General features: G+C 60.5%; 16 protein-coding genes. 1 reads left to right on the plus strand and 15 read right to left on the minus strand.

Annotated features, from left to right (window positions below):
- Positions 1-192: 192 nt before the first annotated feature.
- The 5 genes from yqeC to A6M21_RS01965 form a co-directional block, all read right to left on the minus strand.
- Positions 193-870 (minus strand): selenium cofactor biosynthesis protein YqeC, encoded by a 678-nt coding sequence (gene yqeC, locus A6M21_RS01945; RefSeq protein ID WP_066666213.1) that lies wholly within the window; start codon positions 868-870, stop codon positions 193-195.
- A 29-nt stretch (positions 871-899) separates the two neighbouring features.
- Positions 900-2,627, minus strand: a complete 1,728-nt coding sequence (gene ade / locus A6M21_RS01950) for an adenine deaminase (RefSeq protein ID WP_078060309.1) — start codon at positions 2,625-2,627, stop codon at positions 900-902.
- A gap of 20 nt (positions 2,628-2,647) precedes the next feature.
- Complete coding sequence (locus A6M21_RS01955) at positions 2,648-3,979, minus strand: 5'-deoxyadenosine deaminase (protein ID WP_078060325.1); 1,332 nt, start codon at positions 3,977-3,979, stop codon at positions 2,648-2,650.
- A gap of 125 nt (positions 3,980-4,104) precedes the next feature.
- Positions 4,105-5,457 carry an NCS2 family permease gene (locus A6M21_RS01960; protein ID WP_066666214.1) on the minus strand — a complete coding sequence of 451 codons (1,353 nt, stop codon included), beginning with the start codon at positions 5,455-5,457 and terminating at the stop codon, positions 4,105-4,107.
- Positions 5,435-5,761 carry a hypothetical protein gene (locus tag A6M21_RS01965; protein ID WP_066666215.1) on the minus strand — a complete coding sequence of 109 codons (327 nt, stop codon included), beginning with the start codon at positions 5,759-5,761 and terminating at the stop codon, positions 5,435-5,437. The genes A6M21_RS01960 and A6M21_RS01965 overlap by 23 nt, the downstream gene beginning before the upstream one ends.
- 92 nt (positions 5,762-5,853) lie before the next feature.
- Between A6M21_RS01965 and A6M21_RS01970 the strand changes: the two genes are divergently transcribed.
- A complete protein-coding gene (locus A6M21_RS01970; RefSeq protein ID WP_066666291.1) occupies positions 5,854-7,608 on the plus strand; it encodes a sigma-54 interaction domain-containing protein in 1,755 nt (584 codons plus the stop codon).
- Here A6M21_RS01970 and A6M21_RS18590 read toward each other — a convergent pair.
- From A6M21_RS18590 to A6M21_RS02015, 10 genes are all read right to left on the minus strand, one after another.
- The gene (locus A6M21_RS18590) at positions 7,605-7,760 is read right to left on the minus strand and encodes a hypothetical protein (RefSeq protein WP_161485977.1); all 156 of its coding nucleotides are present in this window, start codon (positions 7,758-7,760) and stop codon (positions 7,605-7,607) included. The genes A6M21_RS01970 and A6M21_RS18590 overlap by 4 nt on opposite strands.
- 33 nt (positions 7,761-7,793) lie before the next feature.
- The gene (locus tag A6M21_RS19425; RefSeq protein WP_078060311.1) at positions 7,794-8,261 is read right to left on the minus strand and encodes a transposase; all 468 of its coding nucleotides are present in this window, start codon (positions 8,259-8,261) and stop codon (positions 7,794-7,796) included.
- Positions 8,168-9,472, minus strand: a complete 1,305-nt coding sequence (locus tag A6M21_RS01980) for a pyrimidine-nucleoside phosphorylase (RefSeq protein ID WP_066666217.1) — start codon at positions 9,470-9,472, stop codon at positions 8,168-8,170. Before A6M21_RS01980 ends, A6M21_RS19425 begins: the two co-directional genes overlap by 94 nt.
- Positions 9,473-9,660: 188 nt before the next feature.
- Complete coding sequence (locus A6M21_RS01985) at positions 9,661-10,857, minus strand: phosphopentomutase (protein WP_078060312.1); 1,197 nt, start codon at positions 10,855-10,857, stop codon at positions 9,661-9,663.
- A gap of 83 nt (positions 10,858-10,940) precedes the next feature.
- Positions 10,941-11,828, minus strand: a complete 888-nt coding sequence (gene xerD / locus A6M21_RS01990; RefSeq protein WP_066666218.1) for a site-specific tyrosine recombinase XerD — start codon at positions 11,826-11,828, stop codon at positions 10,941-10,943.
- Positions 11,829-11,967: 139 nt separating this feature from the next.
- Positions 11,968-12,180, minus strand: coding sequence for a hypothetical protein (locus tag A6M21_RS01995; protein WP_066666219.1), 213 nt, complete (start codon positions 12,178-12,180; stop codon positions 11,968-11,970).
- An 86-nt stretch (positions 12,181-12,266) separates the two neighbouring features.
- On the minus strand, positions 12,267-13,376 hold the full coding sequence (locus tag A6M21_RS02000; protein ID WP_066666220.1) for a DUF362 domain-containing protein: 1,110 nt from the start codon (positions 13,374-13,376) through the stop codon (positions 12,267-12,269).
- An 83-nt stretch (positions 13,377-13,459) separates the two neighbouring features.
- Positions 13,460-13,753, minus strand: a complete 294-nt coding sequence (locus A6M21_RS02005) for a hypothetical protein (RefSeq protein WP_066666221.1) — start codon at positions 13,751-13,753, stop codon at positions 13,460-13,462.
- Between the two features lie 191 nt (positions 13,754-13,944).
- Positions 13,945-14,583, minus strand: coding sequence for a stage II sporulation protein M (spoIIM, locus tag A6M21_RS02010; protein WP_066666222.1), 639 nt, complete (start codon positions 14,581-14,583; stop codon positions 13,945-13,947).
- Between the two features lie 172 nt (positions 14,584-14,755).
- A complete protein-coding gene (locus tag A6M21_RS02015) occupies positions 14,756-15,433 on the minus strand; it encodes a hypothetical protein (protein WP_066666223.1) in 678 nt (225 codons plus the stop codon).
- Positions 15,434-15,458: the final 25 nt, after the last annotated feature.

A 15,458-nucleotide genomic window follows, 5' to 3' on the forward strand; every position in this document is an offset into this window, starting at 1 on the left:
TAATCCCCCTTGATGATGCAGCAATGTCGCGACCACTGCAGATTCGCTGTTTCCCGTCGGCGGCTCTTCCCATTGCATCTCTTTCCACCCGGGCCACGCATCAAAAGACTAGCAAATTAAGTGCCAGCCGGCAGGCGGCGCAAATACCGGCGCCTGCGGACTCCTTCCCGGCAACGGGAATCCTCCGGGTTATCAGTTTGATAAAAAAAGAGGGCGGCACGGGAAAAATGCCTTATCATGATGATAATCAATTATCAATGTGATAAGCACGCCCGGCCGCCCCGCCCGGAGCAAACCCCTGCCGCCGCCGGAAGCGCCGGCGGTGCCAAAAAGCGCCCCCGCCCCGGCCAGAGCAGACATCCCCCCGGGCCAGGGAAGAAACCCATCCCCGCCGCCCAGCCGGGATGATTGACCACCGCAAAACCGTATCCCTTCGCCGCGTCCACCACCCAGGCTTCCGCTCCGGCCACCGCCAGCCGCGGGTAAAGGGGTTTTGAGGGGCAATCCCCGGCTGCCGTCGGCCTCCACCAGCAGATAATCGCAGGCAGCCGCCGCGGAGCGGAAAAGGGACGGATCGACGCCCACCACCTTGCCGGCCGCATCGGTGCCCGCCCCCCACAGACGGGGCACGCCGCCCCGGTACTGCGGGTGCGGCGGTTCCCGGCCGGTCCAGAGCACGGCCTCATCCGGTTCCGGCGGATAAACCCGGGTGGTGGTGCTCAGAAGCACCAGCCGCCCCTGCCGGTGCAGATACCCCCCCAGGGTGTAAAGCAGGGTGGTTTTGCCGCCGCCACCGGTCAGGGCCACCACCGCCGGGGGCGGCGGCAGCAGACGGGCCGTGCGGGGAACCGGACCATCACCGCTCATCATCGGCCCCCCTCCCGGAGCTTGCACGTCTTTCATAACAGCAGGGGTACCGGTTGAAAGCTGTGCACATCCACCAGCCCCCGGTCGGTCAATTTCAGCTCGGGAATCACCGGCAGGGACAGAAAAGCCAGCGTCATCAGGGGATCCGTCCCGGCAAAGGCCCCCAGGCCGCGGGCAAGGCGGTGCAGTTCGTCCAGCGCGTCCGCCGTTTCTTCCGCCGGGCGCTCCGTGATCAGGCCGGCCACCGGCAGGGGCAGACGGCCCAGCACCCGATCCCCCGCGACCAGGCAGAAACCGCCACCCATTTCCACGCAGGTGCGCACGGCCAGATCCATCTCGGCGTCGCTCATCCCGGCCACCACCAGATTGTGTGAATCATGGGCCACTGTGGAGGCAACCGCCCCCCTTTGCAAACCGAGGCCTTCCACAAAACCGACGCCGACCCGTCCCGAAGCGTGATGACGCTCGATCACGGCTATTTTGGCTATCCCGCGCGCCGGATCGGACTGCACCAGGCCGTCTTGCACGGGCAGTTCGCGTTCCAGGGCATCGGTGAGCAGGGAGAATTCACGCACCCCGATCACCCTTGCGCGGACGGTTCCGCCCGGCGCGGGGCCGTCCGGCCGCACGGCCAGCCTGTCCGCGGACCAGTTCCCGATGCGCACACTGTTCTTCAGGTGCGGCGCGGGCAGGTGTGAAAAACGCGGCCGCGACCCCCGGCTGCTCTGCCGCTCTCCCCCCCAGTACACCGCTTCTATTTCAAAGCGCTCCAGGTCGTTTAAAACAACAAAGTCGGCCTGATAACCCGGCGCCACCGCCCCCAGGCCGGCCAGGCCAAAGGCGCGCGCGGCGTTGATGGTGGCCATCTGCACGGCGCGCACGGGCGGGCAGCCGGCCCGGATGGCCAGGCGGATTAAATGATCAATACTCCCCTCCCGGAGCAGGTCGGTCACATGACGATCGTCGGTGACGAAAAGAAAACGGGAGGCGTTTTCCCCGGTCACCGCCGGCAGCAGGGCGAGCAGATTTCTGGCTGCGCTGCCCTCCCGCAGCATGATATAAAATCCCCGCCGCAGGCGCTCCAGCACCTCTTCCGGTGTGGTACACTCATGATCGGTGGTCATGCCGGCCAGATAGTAGGCATTCAGATCCTGCGGGGCGATTCCGGGGGCGTGACCGTCCCGGTGCCGCACGGGCAGTTCCAGTTTGGCCGTCATATCCGGCCTGGCTTCCAGCACCGCCGGGTAATCCATCACTTCCCCCAGGCCGATCACCCGCGGGTGATCCACGAACGGGCGCAGATCCTCCGCCGCAAGGCGCGCTCCGGACGTTTCCAGATCAGTGGCCGGAACACAGGAAGGCAGAGCGACAAAACCGTTGAAAGGCAGGGGGGAAAGCGCGTCCAGGATGTAACGTATACCGGCCGGGCCGGCCACATTGGCGATTTCATGCGGGTCGACCACCGCTGCGGTCACCCCGTGGGACAGCAGCAGCGCACAAAACTCTTCCGGACAAAGAGACGAACTCTCAATATGGACATGCCCGTCAATCAGCCCGGGAACCACGTATTTCCCGTCGAGATCGATTTCCCGACGCGCTTTTTCGAAGGCGCCGATGCCGACGAACTTTCCCCGATCAATCCCGATTTCAGTCAAATGAATTTCCCCGGAAAAAACGTTGACCAGCCGGGCACGGCGCAGAACCAGATCTATCTCCGCGCGGCCGCGGGCCGCATCCATTTTTTCCTTCCATCCGGACACGGCATTTGCCTCCTTCGGCTTCAATTCAGGCCCACCCTGCGCCTGACGCGCTCCAGGCTGCGCCTGGCACTTTCTTTCAGACGGGGCACATCGATGGTGAGCAGACGCCGCTCCTCCATCACAATACGCCCGTCCACCATGGTCAGGCGCACATCGGAAGAACGGGCCTGGTAGACTAGCTGTGAATACACGTCCACCCCTTCATTGGGCCAGTTATGCAACCCCTGGCGGCTGACCACGGCCAGATCCGCCTTTTTCCCCACTTCCAGACTGCCCAGATCGTGTTCATGACCGATTGCTCTGGCGCCGGCAATCGTGGCCAGGGCAAAGACCTCCCGGGCGGGCATGGCGGTAGGCCCGCAGAAAGGCTTTTGAATCAGGGCGGCGTGGCGCATCTCGACAAAAGCATCCAGGTTGTTGTTGCACGGGGCGCCATCCGCCCCCAGAGAGATCTCCGCACCGCGTTTGAGCAATTCGGGAATGGCGGCCACACCCGAAGCCAGTTTCAGATTGGAGGAAGGACAGTGGGCGATGCGCGTCCGGCTGCGCACCAGAATCTCTTTTTCTTCATCATCCAGCCAGATGCAGTGGGCCAGAATGAGCCGGGGACCGGTCAGCCCAACCCTGTCCAGATAGACCACGTTGTGCATGCCCCGGGTTTCTTCCACCACCCGCACTTCCGACCGGTTTTCCGAAGCGTGGGTGTGTACAAAGGCATTTTTCTCGCGGGCCAGGCGGGAAACCTCCTTGAGCAGAGCGTCCGTGCAGGAAATAACAAAACGCGGCGTAAAGGCCACTTCCAGCCGTCCATTTCCCTGTCCATGGTATTTCTCGAACAGATCCACACTTTCCTGCAGGGAGTCTTCCGTCGACTCCTGTAAAGAAGGCAGCACCCCACCGCCCGGCTCGTCCATCATTACCTTGCCCGATAGAGCTCTGATCCCGCTGTCCAGAATGGCCTGAAAGGCGTGCTCGGTGTGGTGGACGGTTTCCATATCCACGATGGTCGTCGTCCCGCCCAGAAAAAGCTCCCCGATGCCGAGCAGCGCCGAATCATAAATGGACTCCGGATCATGTCCCCCTTCCAGCGGCCAGATTTTCCATCTGAGCCAGTCGAGGAGCTCCAGATCGTCGGCCTGGCCGCGGAACAGGGTCTGACATAAATGGACGTGAGTCTGGATCAGACCGGGGATGAGAAAATCCCCCTGCAGATCATAAACCTTATCGGCACTGGCTGTGATGTTGCTTCCCAGGGCGGTGATCCGGGAATCTTCCACCAGCAGATCTCCGTTAATCACGTCCTGTCGGGCGTTCATTGTCACGATGGTTGCATTTTTAAATAGCACAGACACGGCTTTGAAACCTCCCGATTCCCACCTTTTCCCGGCCGCGGGCGCCGAAACGCCGCACAAAACCGGAAACGGGTGCCTTTTTGGTAACCCGGGGAATGTAATATTTATTATGTCAGGTTAAGACCTCAACCGATGATAAAATGCAAAATAAACAGGATGGTCAAAGTATAGGTAACCGCATTGTTCTCCTTATAACGTCCGGTAATCAACTTGATGATCGTATAGGACATAAAACCAAAGGCCAGGCCCTGCGCGATGGAATAAGTCAGCGGCATCATCACGATGGTCATGAAAGCAGGAAAGGCCTCGGTAAAATCATCGAATTTTATGTGCACGACCTCGCCCATCATCAGGGTGCCCACGAGAATGAGCACCGGCGCCGTAGCCTGGGCCGGAATAAGCCCGACCAGAGGGGCGAAAATAATGGACACGGCAAAGAGTACGGCCACTGTGACCGCCGTCAAACCGGACTTGCCGCCTTCGGCCACCCCGGCCGTGCTCTCGATATAAGAGGTCACCGTCGGAGTACCCATGATGGAACCGAACATCGTGCCGATGGAATCCGCCATCAGGGCCCTGCCCACGCGGGGCAGATTGCCGTTTTCATCCAGCAGGCCGGCCTTGCGTCCGACGCCCAGCAGAGTACCGATATTATCAAACATATCGACAAAGGTAAAGGCGAATAAAATGGAAATAAGTCCGTAGCTCAGCACGCCCATGATGTCCAGGTGCATGAAAGTGGGGGCCACTTCCCGGAACGGATTGCTCAACATAACGATACTGGACAGCCCGGTGGGCGGATGGGAGATGCCGGCAAGCATACTGACCACGGTGGTGGCCAGGATACCGATGAGCAGTCCTCCCTTGATCCTTTTCGCCATCAACCAGCCGGTGACAATCAAACCGAACACGGAAACCAGCACGCCGGGTGAACGCATGTCCCCCAGGGCGACAAACGTATCTTTATTCAATACCACAATACCCGCGTTTTTTAATCCGATAAAAGCAATGAACAGACCGATACCTACTCCAATGGACAGGCGCAGCACCTGGGGCACGCCCTCGATAATCCATTCCCGCACCCGCGTCACGGTGAGCAGGAAAAAGACCAGCCCGGAAATAAAGACCGCGCCGAGTGCCGTCTGCCAGGGCAGTTTCATGCCGATGACCACCGAATAGGTAAAAAAGGCGTTCAGCCCCATGCCGGGGGCCATGGCGATGGGATAGTTGGCGTACAGCCCCATGACCAACGTGGCGAAGGCGGCCGAGATGGCCGTAGCCGCGAAAGTGGCCTGGATGGGCATGCCGGCGTCCTTTAAAATATTCGGGTTGACAAACAGAATATAGGCCATGGTGACAAAGGTGGTCACCCCGGCCAGGATTTCCGTGCGCGCGGAAGTGCGCAGTTCTTTCAGGTGGAAAATGCGCTCCAGCAGGTTGTTCTCATCCTGTCCTTTAAACTCCGCCACTGTCGACATAGATACCCTCCTTCTTTTTTTCCCCGATGTGCGCGCTTAATATTTCAAAATACACCGGATGTTTGCAGCCGCCTGCCACCTCCTTCATCAGCGGGCGCTTCAGCGCCCGTGCGCTTCGTTCGAGGCGGGAGCGGACGCCCGTCACGCCTCCCGCTATGCACCAGCCCGGTTTATACCGGGTTAGCGAGCAAATTTTGTACCAGTCGTTCTTATCGCCCGGCCTGCCATATTCTATTGATGTCAAAATAAAAACAAAAGTCAAATTTTTATTAAACTGATAAAAAGAAAATAAAAAAACCAGCAAAATCACCGCTATCATATTGATAATTGCTTATCAATATGATAAAATAGAGTTAGAGGCATATGACAGAATTCTTTAACTCCGATGGTGAAAGCATGATTGATCTGCTGAACATCAAAGAGCCCATCCAGCAAATCGCCAACGTCATTTCCACCGTGGTCAACGTGGATGTCGAGGTAATCAACCTCGACTACGTGCGCGTGGCCGGAACCGGGCAGTACGCCCAGAACATCGGTCGCAAAATAAATTCCAACTATGTCTACCGGAAAGTGATCACGGACAAACTGGATGTGCTGCTCCCCAATCTGAGAGAACACGAGTTTTGCCTGCCCTGCCCGCACAAGGACAAATGCCGGGAATGCGCCGAACTGTGCACGCCGATCATGCTGGACCACGAAATCATCGGCGTTTTCGGCCTGATCGCCTTCGACGAAACCCAGCGTTCGGTGCTCATCCGCCACACCAAAGACCTGCTGGCCTTTATCAAGCAGATGGGCTCGATGATCGTCTCCAAAATCAAAGAAGAGGAATACATCAACCAGATACGGGTGGCCCGGGATCAGTTGCTGGTGATCATGAATTCGGTCAATGAGGGCATCCTGGCCATCGACAACGCCGGTAAAATTACCCATGTCAACGAATTCGCCGGCACCATGCTCAACCTCAAATCGCAGAAGTTGCTCAACCGGCCGATTGACGAAATACTCTCCGACTCCCATCTCTTTGACGTAATCACCAGCGGCGAAGGTTATACCAACAAGGAAATTTACGATTTCCGGCTGAAAAAGCAATTTTTGAGCACCGCCCGCCCGATCATCTCCCACCACCGCATCATCGGCGCTGTGGCCACTTTCCGCCCGCTTGAAGAAGTAAAACAGCTCCTCCTCGATTATACCGAACAACGCATGGACGTGACCATAAATACTTTGATCGGGAACAGCGATATAATGGCCGACCTGCGCAGGAAAGTGCTGCAGTTCGCCGGCAGCACCTCCACCGTGCTGATCCGGGGGGAAAGCGGCACCGGCAAGGAATTGATCGCCCGGGCCATCCACAGCGCCAGCCCGCGCAAAAACAAGCCGTTCATCGCCATCAACTGCAGCGCCATCCCGGACGCGCTCCTGGAAAGCGAGCTGTTCGGCTACGAGGAGGGGGCCTTTACCGGCGCCAATAAACGCGGCAAGCCTGGGAAGTTCGAGATCGCCGACGGTGGCACCATTTTCCTGGATGAGATCGGGGACATGCCCATCCGCCTGCAGGCGAAGATCCTGCGCACCCTGCAGGAAAAGGCGGTCACCCGGCTGGGGGGGAACACCCTCCTGAACATCGATGTGCGCATCATCGCCGCCACCAACCAGCCCCTGGAAAAAATGATCCAGCAGGGGGAGTTCCGGGAGGATCTTTATTACCGCCTGAACGTGATTCCCATTTACATCCCGCCGCTGAGGGAACGCAAGGAGGACATCCCCCCTCTGCTGGAGCACTTCTCTAAAAAATACAACAAACTCTTCAAAAAGTCCATCACCGGTTTTTCCGGGCAGGCGCTGGAAGCAATCATGTCCTACCACTGGCCGGGCAACGTGCGGGAACTGGAGAACACCGTGGAATACGCCTTCAACATTGAAACCACCAGCTGTATTCTGGAAAAGAGCCTGCCTTTTAAACTGCGGGAAGCGAAAATGAAAAACAAAAGCCCGGCCTTCAACACCCTGAAAGAGGTGGAAAAAAACCACATCAAGGCGGTGCTGGAAAGCTTCGGGCCGGGAACGGAACAAAAAAAACTGGCCGCCGAAGTGCTGGGCATCGGCATAGCCACTTTGTACCGCAAAATCAAGGAATACGGTCTTTAGGCGAGCGCACGGGCAATCAGGGCCGCCCCCAGGGCGGCCGTAATCTCCGGTTCAGCGGGAACCAGCAACCCCCGCCCCAGCTCCGCCTCCAGCGCCGCCACCACGCCCCGGTTGCGGGCCACTCCGCCGGTGAAGGCGATTTCCGGCTCCACGCCGACGCAGGCGAATGGGTAGTAGGAGGCCCCTTACGGGGCCGTCCCCTCATCGAACCGTACGTGAAGTTTTCCCTCATACGGCTCTCCGACAGCGGTCTCCCCTCGCAGGGTAAGGCACTTAGCGCCGCTGAAAATTACGTCCAATTGATAAAGGCGCTTTAGTTCCTTGAAAATTAGTTCGATACTCCAGCGCGCCCGGTAAAGGAGCGCCACATCCTCTGCTGAAAGATGTTCCGGCGTAATGTTGGTGAGGTAGAAATGATACGTCTTGCTTTTCTGATCGGGCACTCCCAGCAGGCGGAAGGTTTCTTTAACTTTAGACGTGCTACCCTTGGGACGATAAACCTCGAACGCACCATCCTTTACGCTCTTTTTACTTTTAATGGAAACCTCCAGCCGGCTTTTTAACCGACCACGCCCAGCACCAGCGGACTTTGCGCCGGCAGCACCCGGCCAATGGTGTAAGCTCCCTGCACCGCCCGCCGGGCGGTGTCCAATTCCTCCGTCCGGTTGACATGCAGCGTGGCCAGGGGTTCCCCGGCTTCCACCCGGTCGCCTGTCTTTTTGTGCAGCACGATGCCCACCGCATGATCAATCCGGTCCTCCCTGGTCCGCCGTCCGGCCCCGAGCAGCATGGCCGCCCGGCCGACGGCTTCGGCCTGAATGGCGGTGACATGGCCGGCGGCCCCGGACGGGACGGTTTCCTGCCGGGCGGCCCGCGGCAAACGGTCCGGTTCGTCAATCACCCGCGGGTCGCCCCCCTGGGCGGCAATCATGTCCCGGAATTTGGCCAGTGCCCGGCCGTCCGCCAGCAGTGCCGCCAGTTGCCCGGAACCGGCTTCCGGCGTGGGCGCCGCCCCGGCCAGGGTCAGCATCTGCCCGCCCAGGGCCAGGCAGAGTTCCTTCAAGTCGGCCGGCCCCCGCCCGGCCAGGGTGTCAATGGCCTCACGCACCTCCAGGGCGTTGCCCACGGACCGCCCCAGGGGCTGGTCCATACCGGTGACCAGCGCCACCGTATCCCGCCCGGCCAGACGCCCGATGTCCACCATCGCCCGGGCCAGGGTAAAGGCGTCTTCGGCGGAACGCATAAAGGCGCCGCTGCCTGCCTTCACATCCAGCACGATGGCATCACCGCCGGCGGCAATTTTTTTGCTCATCACGGAAGAGGCAATCAGCGGAATGCTGTCCACTGTGGCGGTCACATCCCGCAGGGCATACAGCTTCTTGTCCGCCGGCACCAGGTTGCCGCTCTGGGCGACTACCGCCGCGCCCACCGCCCGCACCTGTGCGACAAAGTCATCCGGGGATAGGTCCACTTTGAAGCCGGGAACGGACTCCAGTTTGTCCACCGTGCCGCCGGTATGCCCCAGGCCGCGCCCGGACATTTTGGCCACCGGCACACCGGCGGCGGCCACCAGGGGGACGAGCACCAGGGTGGTTTTGTCCCCCACCCCGCCGGTGCTGTGCTTGTCCACCTTGCGCCCGGGAACGGCGGACAGGTCCGCCTGATCGCCGGAAGCGGCCATGGCCAAAGTAAGATCAGCCGTTTCGCGGGGCGTCAGCCCCTGGAAAAAAACGGCCATCAAAAAAGCGGCGGCCTGGTAGTCGGGTATGTCCGCGGCGGTGTAACCGTGGATGAAAAATTCGATCTCCTCCCGGGTCAATTCAAACCCGCGGCGCTTTTTCAAAATGATATCGTACATGCGCATGTGAAAACCCGCCTTCCAAACCCATTACAGTAAGATGCTGCTGTTACGGTCTTAAAACCGCGGATAACCTGCTGTTTATCCAGCCGCCTTCCGGCGGCCCGTACGCATCAAGCCGGGACGGCGGTTGCGCACGGCCGGCCCGGAACGCGAACACCATCGAAATCATGCCGCCCCGCCACGCCGGGGGTCTACCAATCCCGGCGCAACGATTCAGACAGAACCTGCCCGGCAAAGCTTTCCCCCGCCGGAAAAGTGAAACCGAAAAAGGCCGCCATGGTGGCCGCAATGTCGGTAAAGCTGCGGCGGGTGCCCAGGTTCACCCCGGCGCGCACCGGCCGGCCGTAGACCAGCAGGGGCACGTATTCGCGGCTGTGGTCGTTGCTGCTGGTGGTGGGGTCGCAGCCGTGGTCGGCGGTGATCATAAGCACTTCGTCCGGGCGCAGCGCGGCCGTTATTTCCGGCAGGCGGCGGTCGAAGGCCTCCAGGGCGTCCGCGTAGCCCCGCGGGTTGTTGCGGTGACCGTATAGCATGTCAAAGTCCACCAGGTTGGTGAAAATCAGCCCCCGTTCACTTCCCTGCATGAAACGCAGCGTGGCGTCCACCCCGTCCATGTTACCCCGGGTGTGCAGGGCGGCGGTGATACCCCGCCCGGCGAAGATATCCTCGATTTTACCCACCGCCATTACGGCCAGTCCTTTTTCCCGGAGCAGATCCAGGATGGTCTTCGCCGGCGGTGTAAGTGAAAAATCCCGCCGGTTGGCGGTACGCTGGAAACTGCCCGGCCGCCCGGTAAACGGCCGGGCAATCACCCGGCCCACGGCGTGCTCCCCGGTAAGCAGTTCCCGGGCGGTTTGGCACATCTGATACAATTGTTCGAGGGGGATGATCTCTTCGTGGGCGGCGATTTGAAACACGCTGTCCGCCGAGGTGTAAACAATCGGATAGCCCGTACGCATGTGTTCGGCGCCCAGTTCCTCAATGATCACCGTGCCGGAAGCCGCTTTGTTGCCCAGCACCGGCCGCCCGGTGCGTTCCTGGAAGGCGGCGATCACTTCCGGCGGGAAACCGTGCGGATAGGTGGGAAACGGTCGCTCCAAAACGATGCCGCTCATTTCCCAGTGGCCGGTGGTGGTGTCCTTGCCGGCCGAACGTTCGGCCATCCGGCCGTAGGCTCCGTCCGGACCGGCGGCCGGCGGCACGCCCGGAATCGGTTCGATATTGCCCAGTCCCAGCCGCCCCAGGTGGGGCAGGTGCAGTCCGCCCACCGCCCGGGCGATGTTGACCAGCGTGTTGCTCCCCTCGTCGCCGTAAAGGCCGGCGTCGGGCAGGGCGCCGATGCCCACGCTGTCCATGACGATCAATGTTACCCGGCTGATGCCCGTCAAGTTCCCCACTCCTTAGTATCCGTGATTTTGCAGCCGGCGCCGTTGTTTAACATGGCCCTTCCGGCCGCTCTGTATGCACGCAATCAGGCCCGCGGGTGGGCCTGATCATAGACCTCCTTCAAGCGGGCACGGGTTAAATGAGTGTAAATCTGGGTGGTGGAAATGTCCGCGTGCCCGAGCAATTCCTGTACCGAACGCAAATCGGCGCCGTTTTCCAGCAGATGGGTGGCAAAGGAATGACGCAGGGTGTGCGGTGTGATTACTTTTTCGATTTTCCCCTGCCGGGCGTATTTTTTGATGATCTTCCAGAATCCCTGGCGGGTCAGGCGGTGGCCCTGCTGATTGACAAACAGCGCCGGCGTGCTTTTGCCCCGGGTCAGTTTTGTCCTCCCCCGGGCCAGGTATTCCGCCACATAGTGCGCGGCCAGCGATCCGACGGGTACGATGCGTTCCCTGGCCCCTTTCCCGAAGCATCGTACATAGGCATGATCCAGGTTCACATGCTCCACATCCAGGGAAACCAGTTCCGTCACCCGCATGCCCGTAGCATAAAGCAGCTCCAGCATGGCCTTGTCCCGCAACCCGCCCGGTTTGCCCATACGCGGTTGGGCCAGCAGCACCTCCACCTCGGCGGCGGTCAACACCCGGGGCAGGCGCTGGGTCAAGCGGGGCGATTCCAGGTTGGCTGTGGGATCAACACCGATTAACTGCTCGTTCAACAAAAAACGGTAGAAGGACTTCAATGCAGCCAGATGCCGGGAAATGGTGGCCGGTGCCCGTCCGTCCCGCTTCAGCTTGAGCAGGTAGGCCATCACCGCGCGGCGGCCGTTTTCCCCCACCGGATCCAGTCCCTGCGCCCGGGTGAAGTCCCGGTACTGGGATAGATCCAGTCGGTATGAGGCCAGCGTGTTATCGGCCAGTCCCCTTTCCACCCCCAGGTAATGGATAAACCCCCTGACCAGGCTTTCCATGCGCAATCACCCCCGCTGCGATAATTTTGCGCCAACATTAATTTCCATATTGAAGCGGCAAATCCTGCCTGCGCAGGGAAAAATGAAAGACAGCCCGGATGGAACTGTCTTACAATTAAATGCCATATCCTGAAAAGAGTCAATACGCTATATGATTCCAGGAGTAATTGCCGTGCTGCCACCACCCGGCTTGATGGCCGTATTCAACCAGCGGGGCGGCCTGTCCACCGGCACCGGCCGCTTCTCCGGCGCGGCTGCCGGGGGCGGGAGCGGGGTTGTGCATTACGGCCAGAATGAACAGCATTACCAGCACAGCCAGCGCCAGCACGCCCATCGAGGTTTTTTGATCCATCATCATCCCTCCCGAACCCGTTTAACTATATAGACGTGCCCGGGACGGAAAAGGTTCCCATTTTGCGGCAAAAAAATATAAAAATTTTAGATTTTGATCAGTTCATATGCCCGGCTGCCCAGCCCGGCTTCTTCGGCGTAGGCCAACTGCCGCTGCCAGTTCGCCTGCGGCCACAGGGCGCGGAACTTGTCGGAAACGCCGGGCTTGTCCGCCAGACGGCTGCCGGCCAGTACCGGTTCCTGGTTGACCAGATCGGCGCAGGCCTGATCCAGGGCGACCGGATCCAAAGAGGCCAGCATGCCGATATCCCGCACCACCGGCGCATCAGTCCAACCGGCGCAGTCGCATTCCGGGGAAAAGTTGTTTAAGAAGGTGATGAAGCCCGCCTTGCCGGTTTTATTTTTAAGCACCCCGGCCGCAAACTCCACTATTTTTTCTTGAATGGCGTCGGGCTCGGTCTTCCAGTTCACGGCAATAGCCTGTTCCGGACAGGTAATCGTACACTCTCCGCAGCCGATGCATTTTTCCCGGTTGATTTCCGCTTTTTTGGTTTCCGCCGGAACAGTGATCGCCTCCCCGGGACACCATTTGGTGCAGCGGCCGCAGCCCACACATTTTTCCGGCTCCACCGCTGGCAAAACGTCCGAGTGCATCATTTGCTTGCCGCCGCGGGAACCCAGACCCATGCCGATATTTTTCAGCACCCCGCCGAAGCCGGTCAGTTCATGCCCCTTGAAGTGGCTTACCGCCAGCAGGGCATCCGCATGCACTACGGCGCTGCCAATCTTGACCGTTTGGAAATGCTTCAAATTTACTTCCACATTGATGTAGTCACGGCCGTTAAGTCCGTCGGCAATGACCAGGGGGGCATCCACCACGGCGTATGCGAAACCGTTTTCAATTGCTGTTTGCAGGTGATCCACCGCATTGGCCCGGCCGCCCACATAAAGGGTGTTGGCGTCGGTGAGAAAGGGCTTGCCGCCCAATGATTTGACTTTGTTCACCAACCGGCGGATAAACTGGGGGCGCACATAGCCGGTATTGCCCTGCTCACCAAAGTGCAGCTTGAATGCCACCAGATCCCGGGGGGCGATCAGTTCGGCCATCCCGGCACGGTCAAACAATTTTTCCAGTTTGTCCAGCAGGTTTTGCCTGTGATTGGCCCGCAAATCAGTAAAAAATACCTTTGCCGGCATTTTCCATCCCTCCTGTGCGTTATCATCCATTAAAGATTCTATGCCGGACCGGCTTTTCCTCCGTCATCCGGACGACAAAAGGATCATTCCTGTTTGCCGGGCCGGCCGTGGTAATACTGTTCCAGCAGTTGCCACAGGCGATCAAGCACCCGGGTGTGAACGGCCGCCGGGATCAAGCCGTTCGCGGGCGTTTCCCTTTGCTCCTCCATACGCACCGGTTCCCGGTGCAAAGGATCCTGTCTTTCACCGGGGGAACGGGAGCCTGCAAACAGGGCGTAAATCTGGCTGCCCAGCACGGCCAGCATGGCCAGTACCAGGAGCAGGCGCAGGCATTTCATCACTCTTTGCCGCAGCCGGGAAATATACATGACAAACATTTCGCTCCCCCCGTTTCAGTCGGTATGAGACGTTAAACGGCAGGCATCCGGCGCCGCCGGATGCCTGCGCCGGGCGGTGCGGCCGGGTGGCGGCCCGGCCGTACAAGCGGCCGGGATGTCCGGCGGTGCGCCGGATACCGCACGTGCCGGCGCGGACGGTACGCCGGATTGACTGCCGTCCACCGGTACCCTTAAGTTCCGGCACCGATCAGGTTGACCACCGTCCGGGTCAGCCACGGCGAACAACAGGCTTCCACCAGGCCGGCGCCGGCCGCGGCGGCCAGCACCACCACCATGATTGCCGTATAACGGGACAGGGAAAACAAGAGCGGGTCACGCCCCCCCGGACGGCGCTGCAAAAGCTGCGCGGCAAAAGCAAGCGAGGCCACCGCCCCGGTGAAAAGAGCGGGCAGGTAAAGCAGGTTGTGCGGCATAATCGAAGCGGCAGCCAGCAGCACCCCCCGGCCGGCCAGATCCCGGCAGAGAAAACCAACCGCGAAACCAAGTACGTAGCCGCGTAAAAAAACCAGTGCGATTACGGCCGGAATGCCGATCAGGCTCAGGCCCGAAAGATACATGACGCCCACCATGATCATATTGTCGCCGACGGCACCGCGTACAGCCCGCGAAGAGTCCGGCAGCGGGTGATTGAACTGCGGCAGGGATGCCGCCAGATAATCGTGCAGGTCTTTGGCCTGTCCATACTGGAGGTTGATCGCGTTCCAGGCCCCGCCCGCGATACCCAGGGCAAAAATGAGCAGTACCAGCAGGCTGACGGGCCAGAGCTTTTTCAAAGCGTTTATAAAATGCCGCCGGTATAGCCGGATCATCCCCCGCCCCCCTTAAACCTGTCCATGCTTATGTTTATGGAAGGGAAGCAAGGTTTATGACGGGCAAACATACGGGCGGGCGGTTCTCCATGTCCCGCCCGGACCGGGAATCGCTATCCAGCCGGCGAAAGCGCCGGTGGAATGTGACCCGGGCAACCGGCCCGCCGGTATGCTACCGGCAATGAGTTTTTGCGAGCAAAAGGCGGTAGATGTATTCTGCGGCCAGCAGATCTTCCAGGGAGTTGCCGCTGGCCGCCACCACCGCCACTCCGGCGGACAGGCGCCCGGCGGCGGCCAACGCCCGGGCGGCGGATGCTTCCGCCGGCCGCAGTCCCTTTTTGTGCCGCGTGCGGGCGATGGTGCCGGTGAGCACGGCCGGTGCGCCGGCAGTCAAAGCGGCGTCAAAAGCCGCCCCGCCCGCTCCGGTGGCGGCCACCACCACCCGCCCCTTCAGATCGGCCAGTTCGGCCACGGCGGCCCCCAGGTTGGGCAATAAAGCACCAATGGACGCGCCGGCGGCCGCGATACCGGAGCGCACCCGGGTGGTGGCGGCCAGCCTTTGTTCGTCGCCGCCCCCGCGGGGCTCGGCAATCAAGACCACATCCGTGCCCAGGGTACGGGCGCGCCCGCCGGCCAGGCGGCCCACCCGTTGCGGGTCCACCGGCACCGGCGGCTGCACCCCGTCCGTGCCGGCGCCGTAAACCGCCGCCGCACCTTCATCCAGTGCGGCTTCCAGACTGGTGGACATATCGATCACATCCACGATCACTACCACAAGCCCCTGCCGGGCGGCACGCGCCGCACCGCTGGCATCGGCGGTGAGAATGACGGGAATTCCGGTGCGGGTCAAAGAAACTTTCTCCTCCCTCCTGCAT

This window comes from Desulfotomaculum copahuensis (assembly GCF_001655685.1).
Lineage (GTDB): Bacteria > Bacillota > Desulfotomaculia > Desulfotomaculales > Desulfovirgulaceae > Desulfotomaculum_G > Desulfotomaculum_G copahuensis.

Coding starts and splice junctions, on each gene's coding strand:
- yqeC (WP_066666213.1), bottom strand. CDS start 870: ATGATGAGCGGTGATGGTCCGGTTCCCCGCACGGCCCGTCTGCTGCCG.
- A6M21_RS01960 (WP_066666214.1), bottom strand. CDS start 5,457: ATGTCGACAGTGGCGGAGTTTAAAGGACAGGATGAGAACAACCTGCTG.
- A6M21_RS01970 (WP_066666291.1), top strand. CDS start 5,854: ATGATTGATCTGCTGAACATCAAAGAGCCCATCCAGCAAATCGCCAAC.
- A6M21_RS01980 (WP_066666217.1), bottom strand. CDS start 9,472: ATGCGCATGTACGATATCATTTTGAAAAAGCGCCGCGGGTTTGAATTG.
- xerD (WP_066666218.1), bottom strand. CDS start 11,828: ATGGAAAGCCTGGTCAGGGGGTTTATCCATTACCTGGGGGTGGAAAGG.
- A6M21_RS01995 (WP_066666219.1), bottom strand. CDS start 12,180: ATGGATCAAAAAACCTCGATGGGCGTGCTGGCGCTGGCTGTGCTGGTA.
- A6M21_RS02000 (WP_066666220.1), bottom strand. CDS start 13,376: ATGCCGGCAAAGGTATTTTTTACTGATTTGCGGGCCAATCACAGGCAA.
- A6M21_RS02005 (WP_066666221.1), bottom strand. CDS start 13,753: ATGTTTGTCATGTATATTTCCCGGCTGCGGCAAAGAGTGATGAAATGC.
- spoIIM (WP_066666222.1), bottom strand. CDS start 14,583: ATGATCCGGCTATACCGGCGGCATTTTATAAACGCTTTGAAAAAGCTC.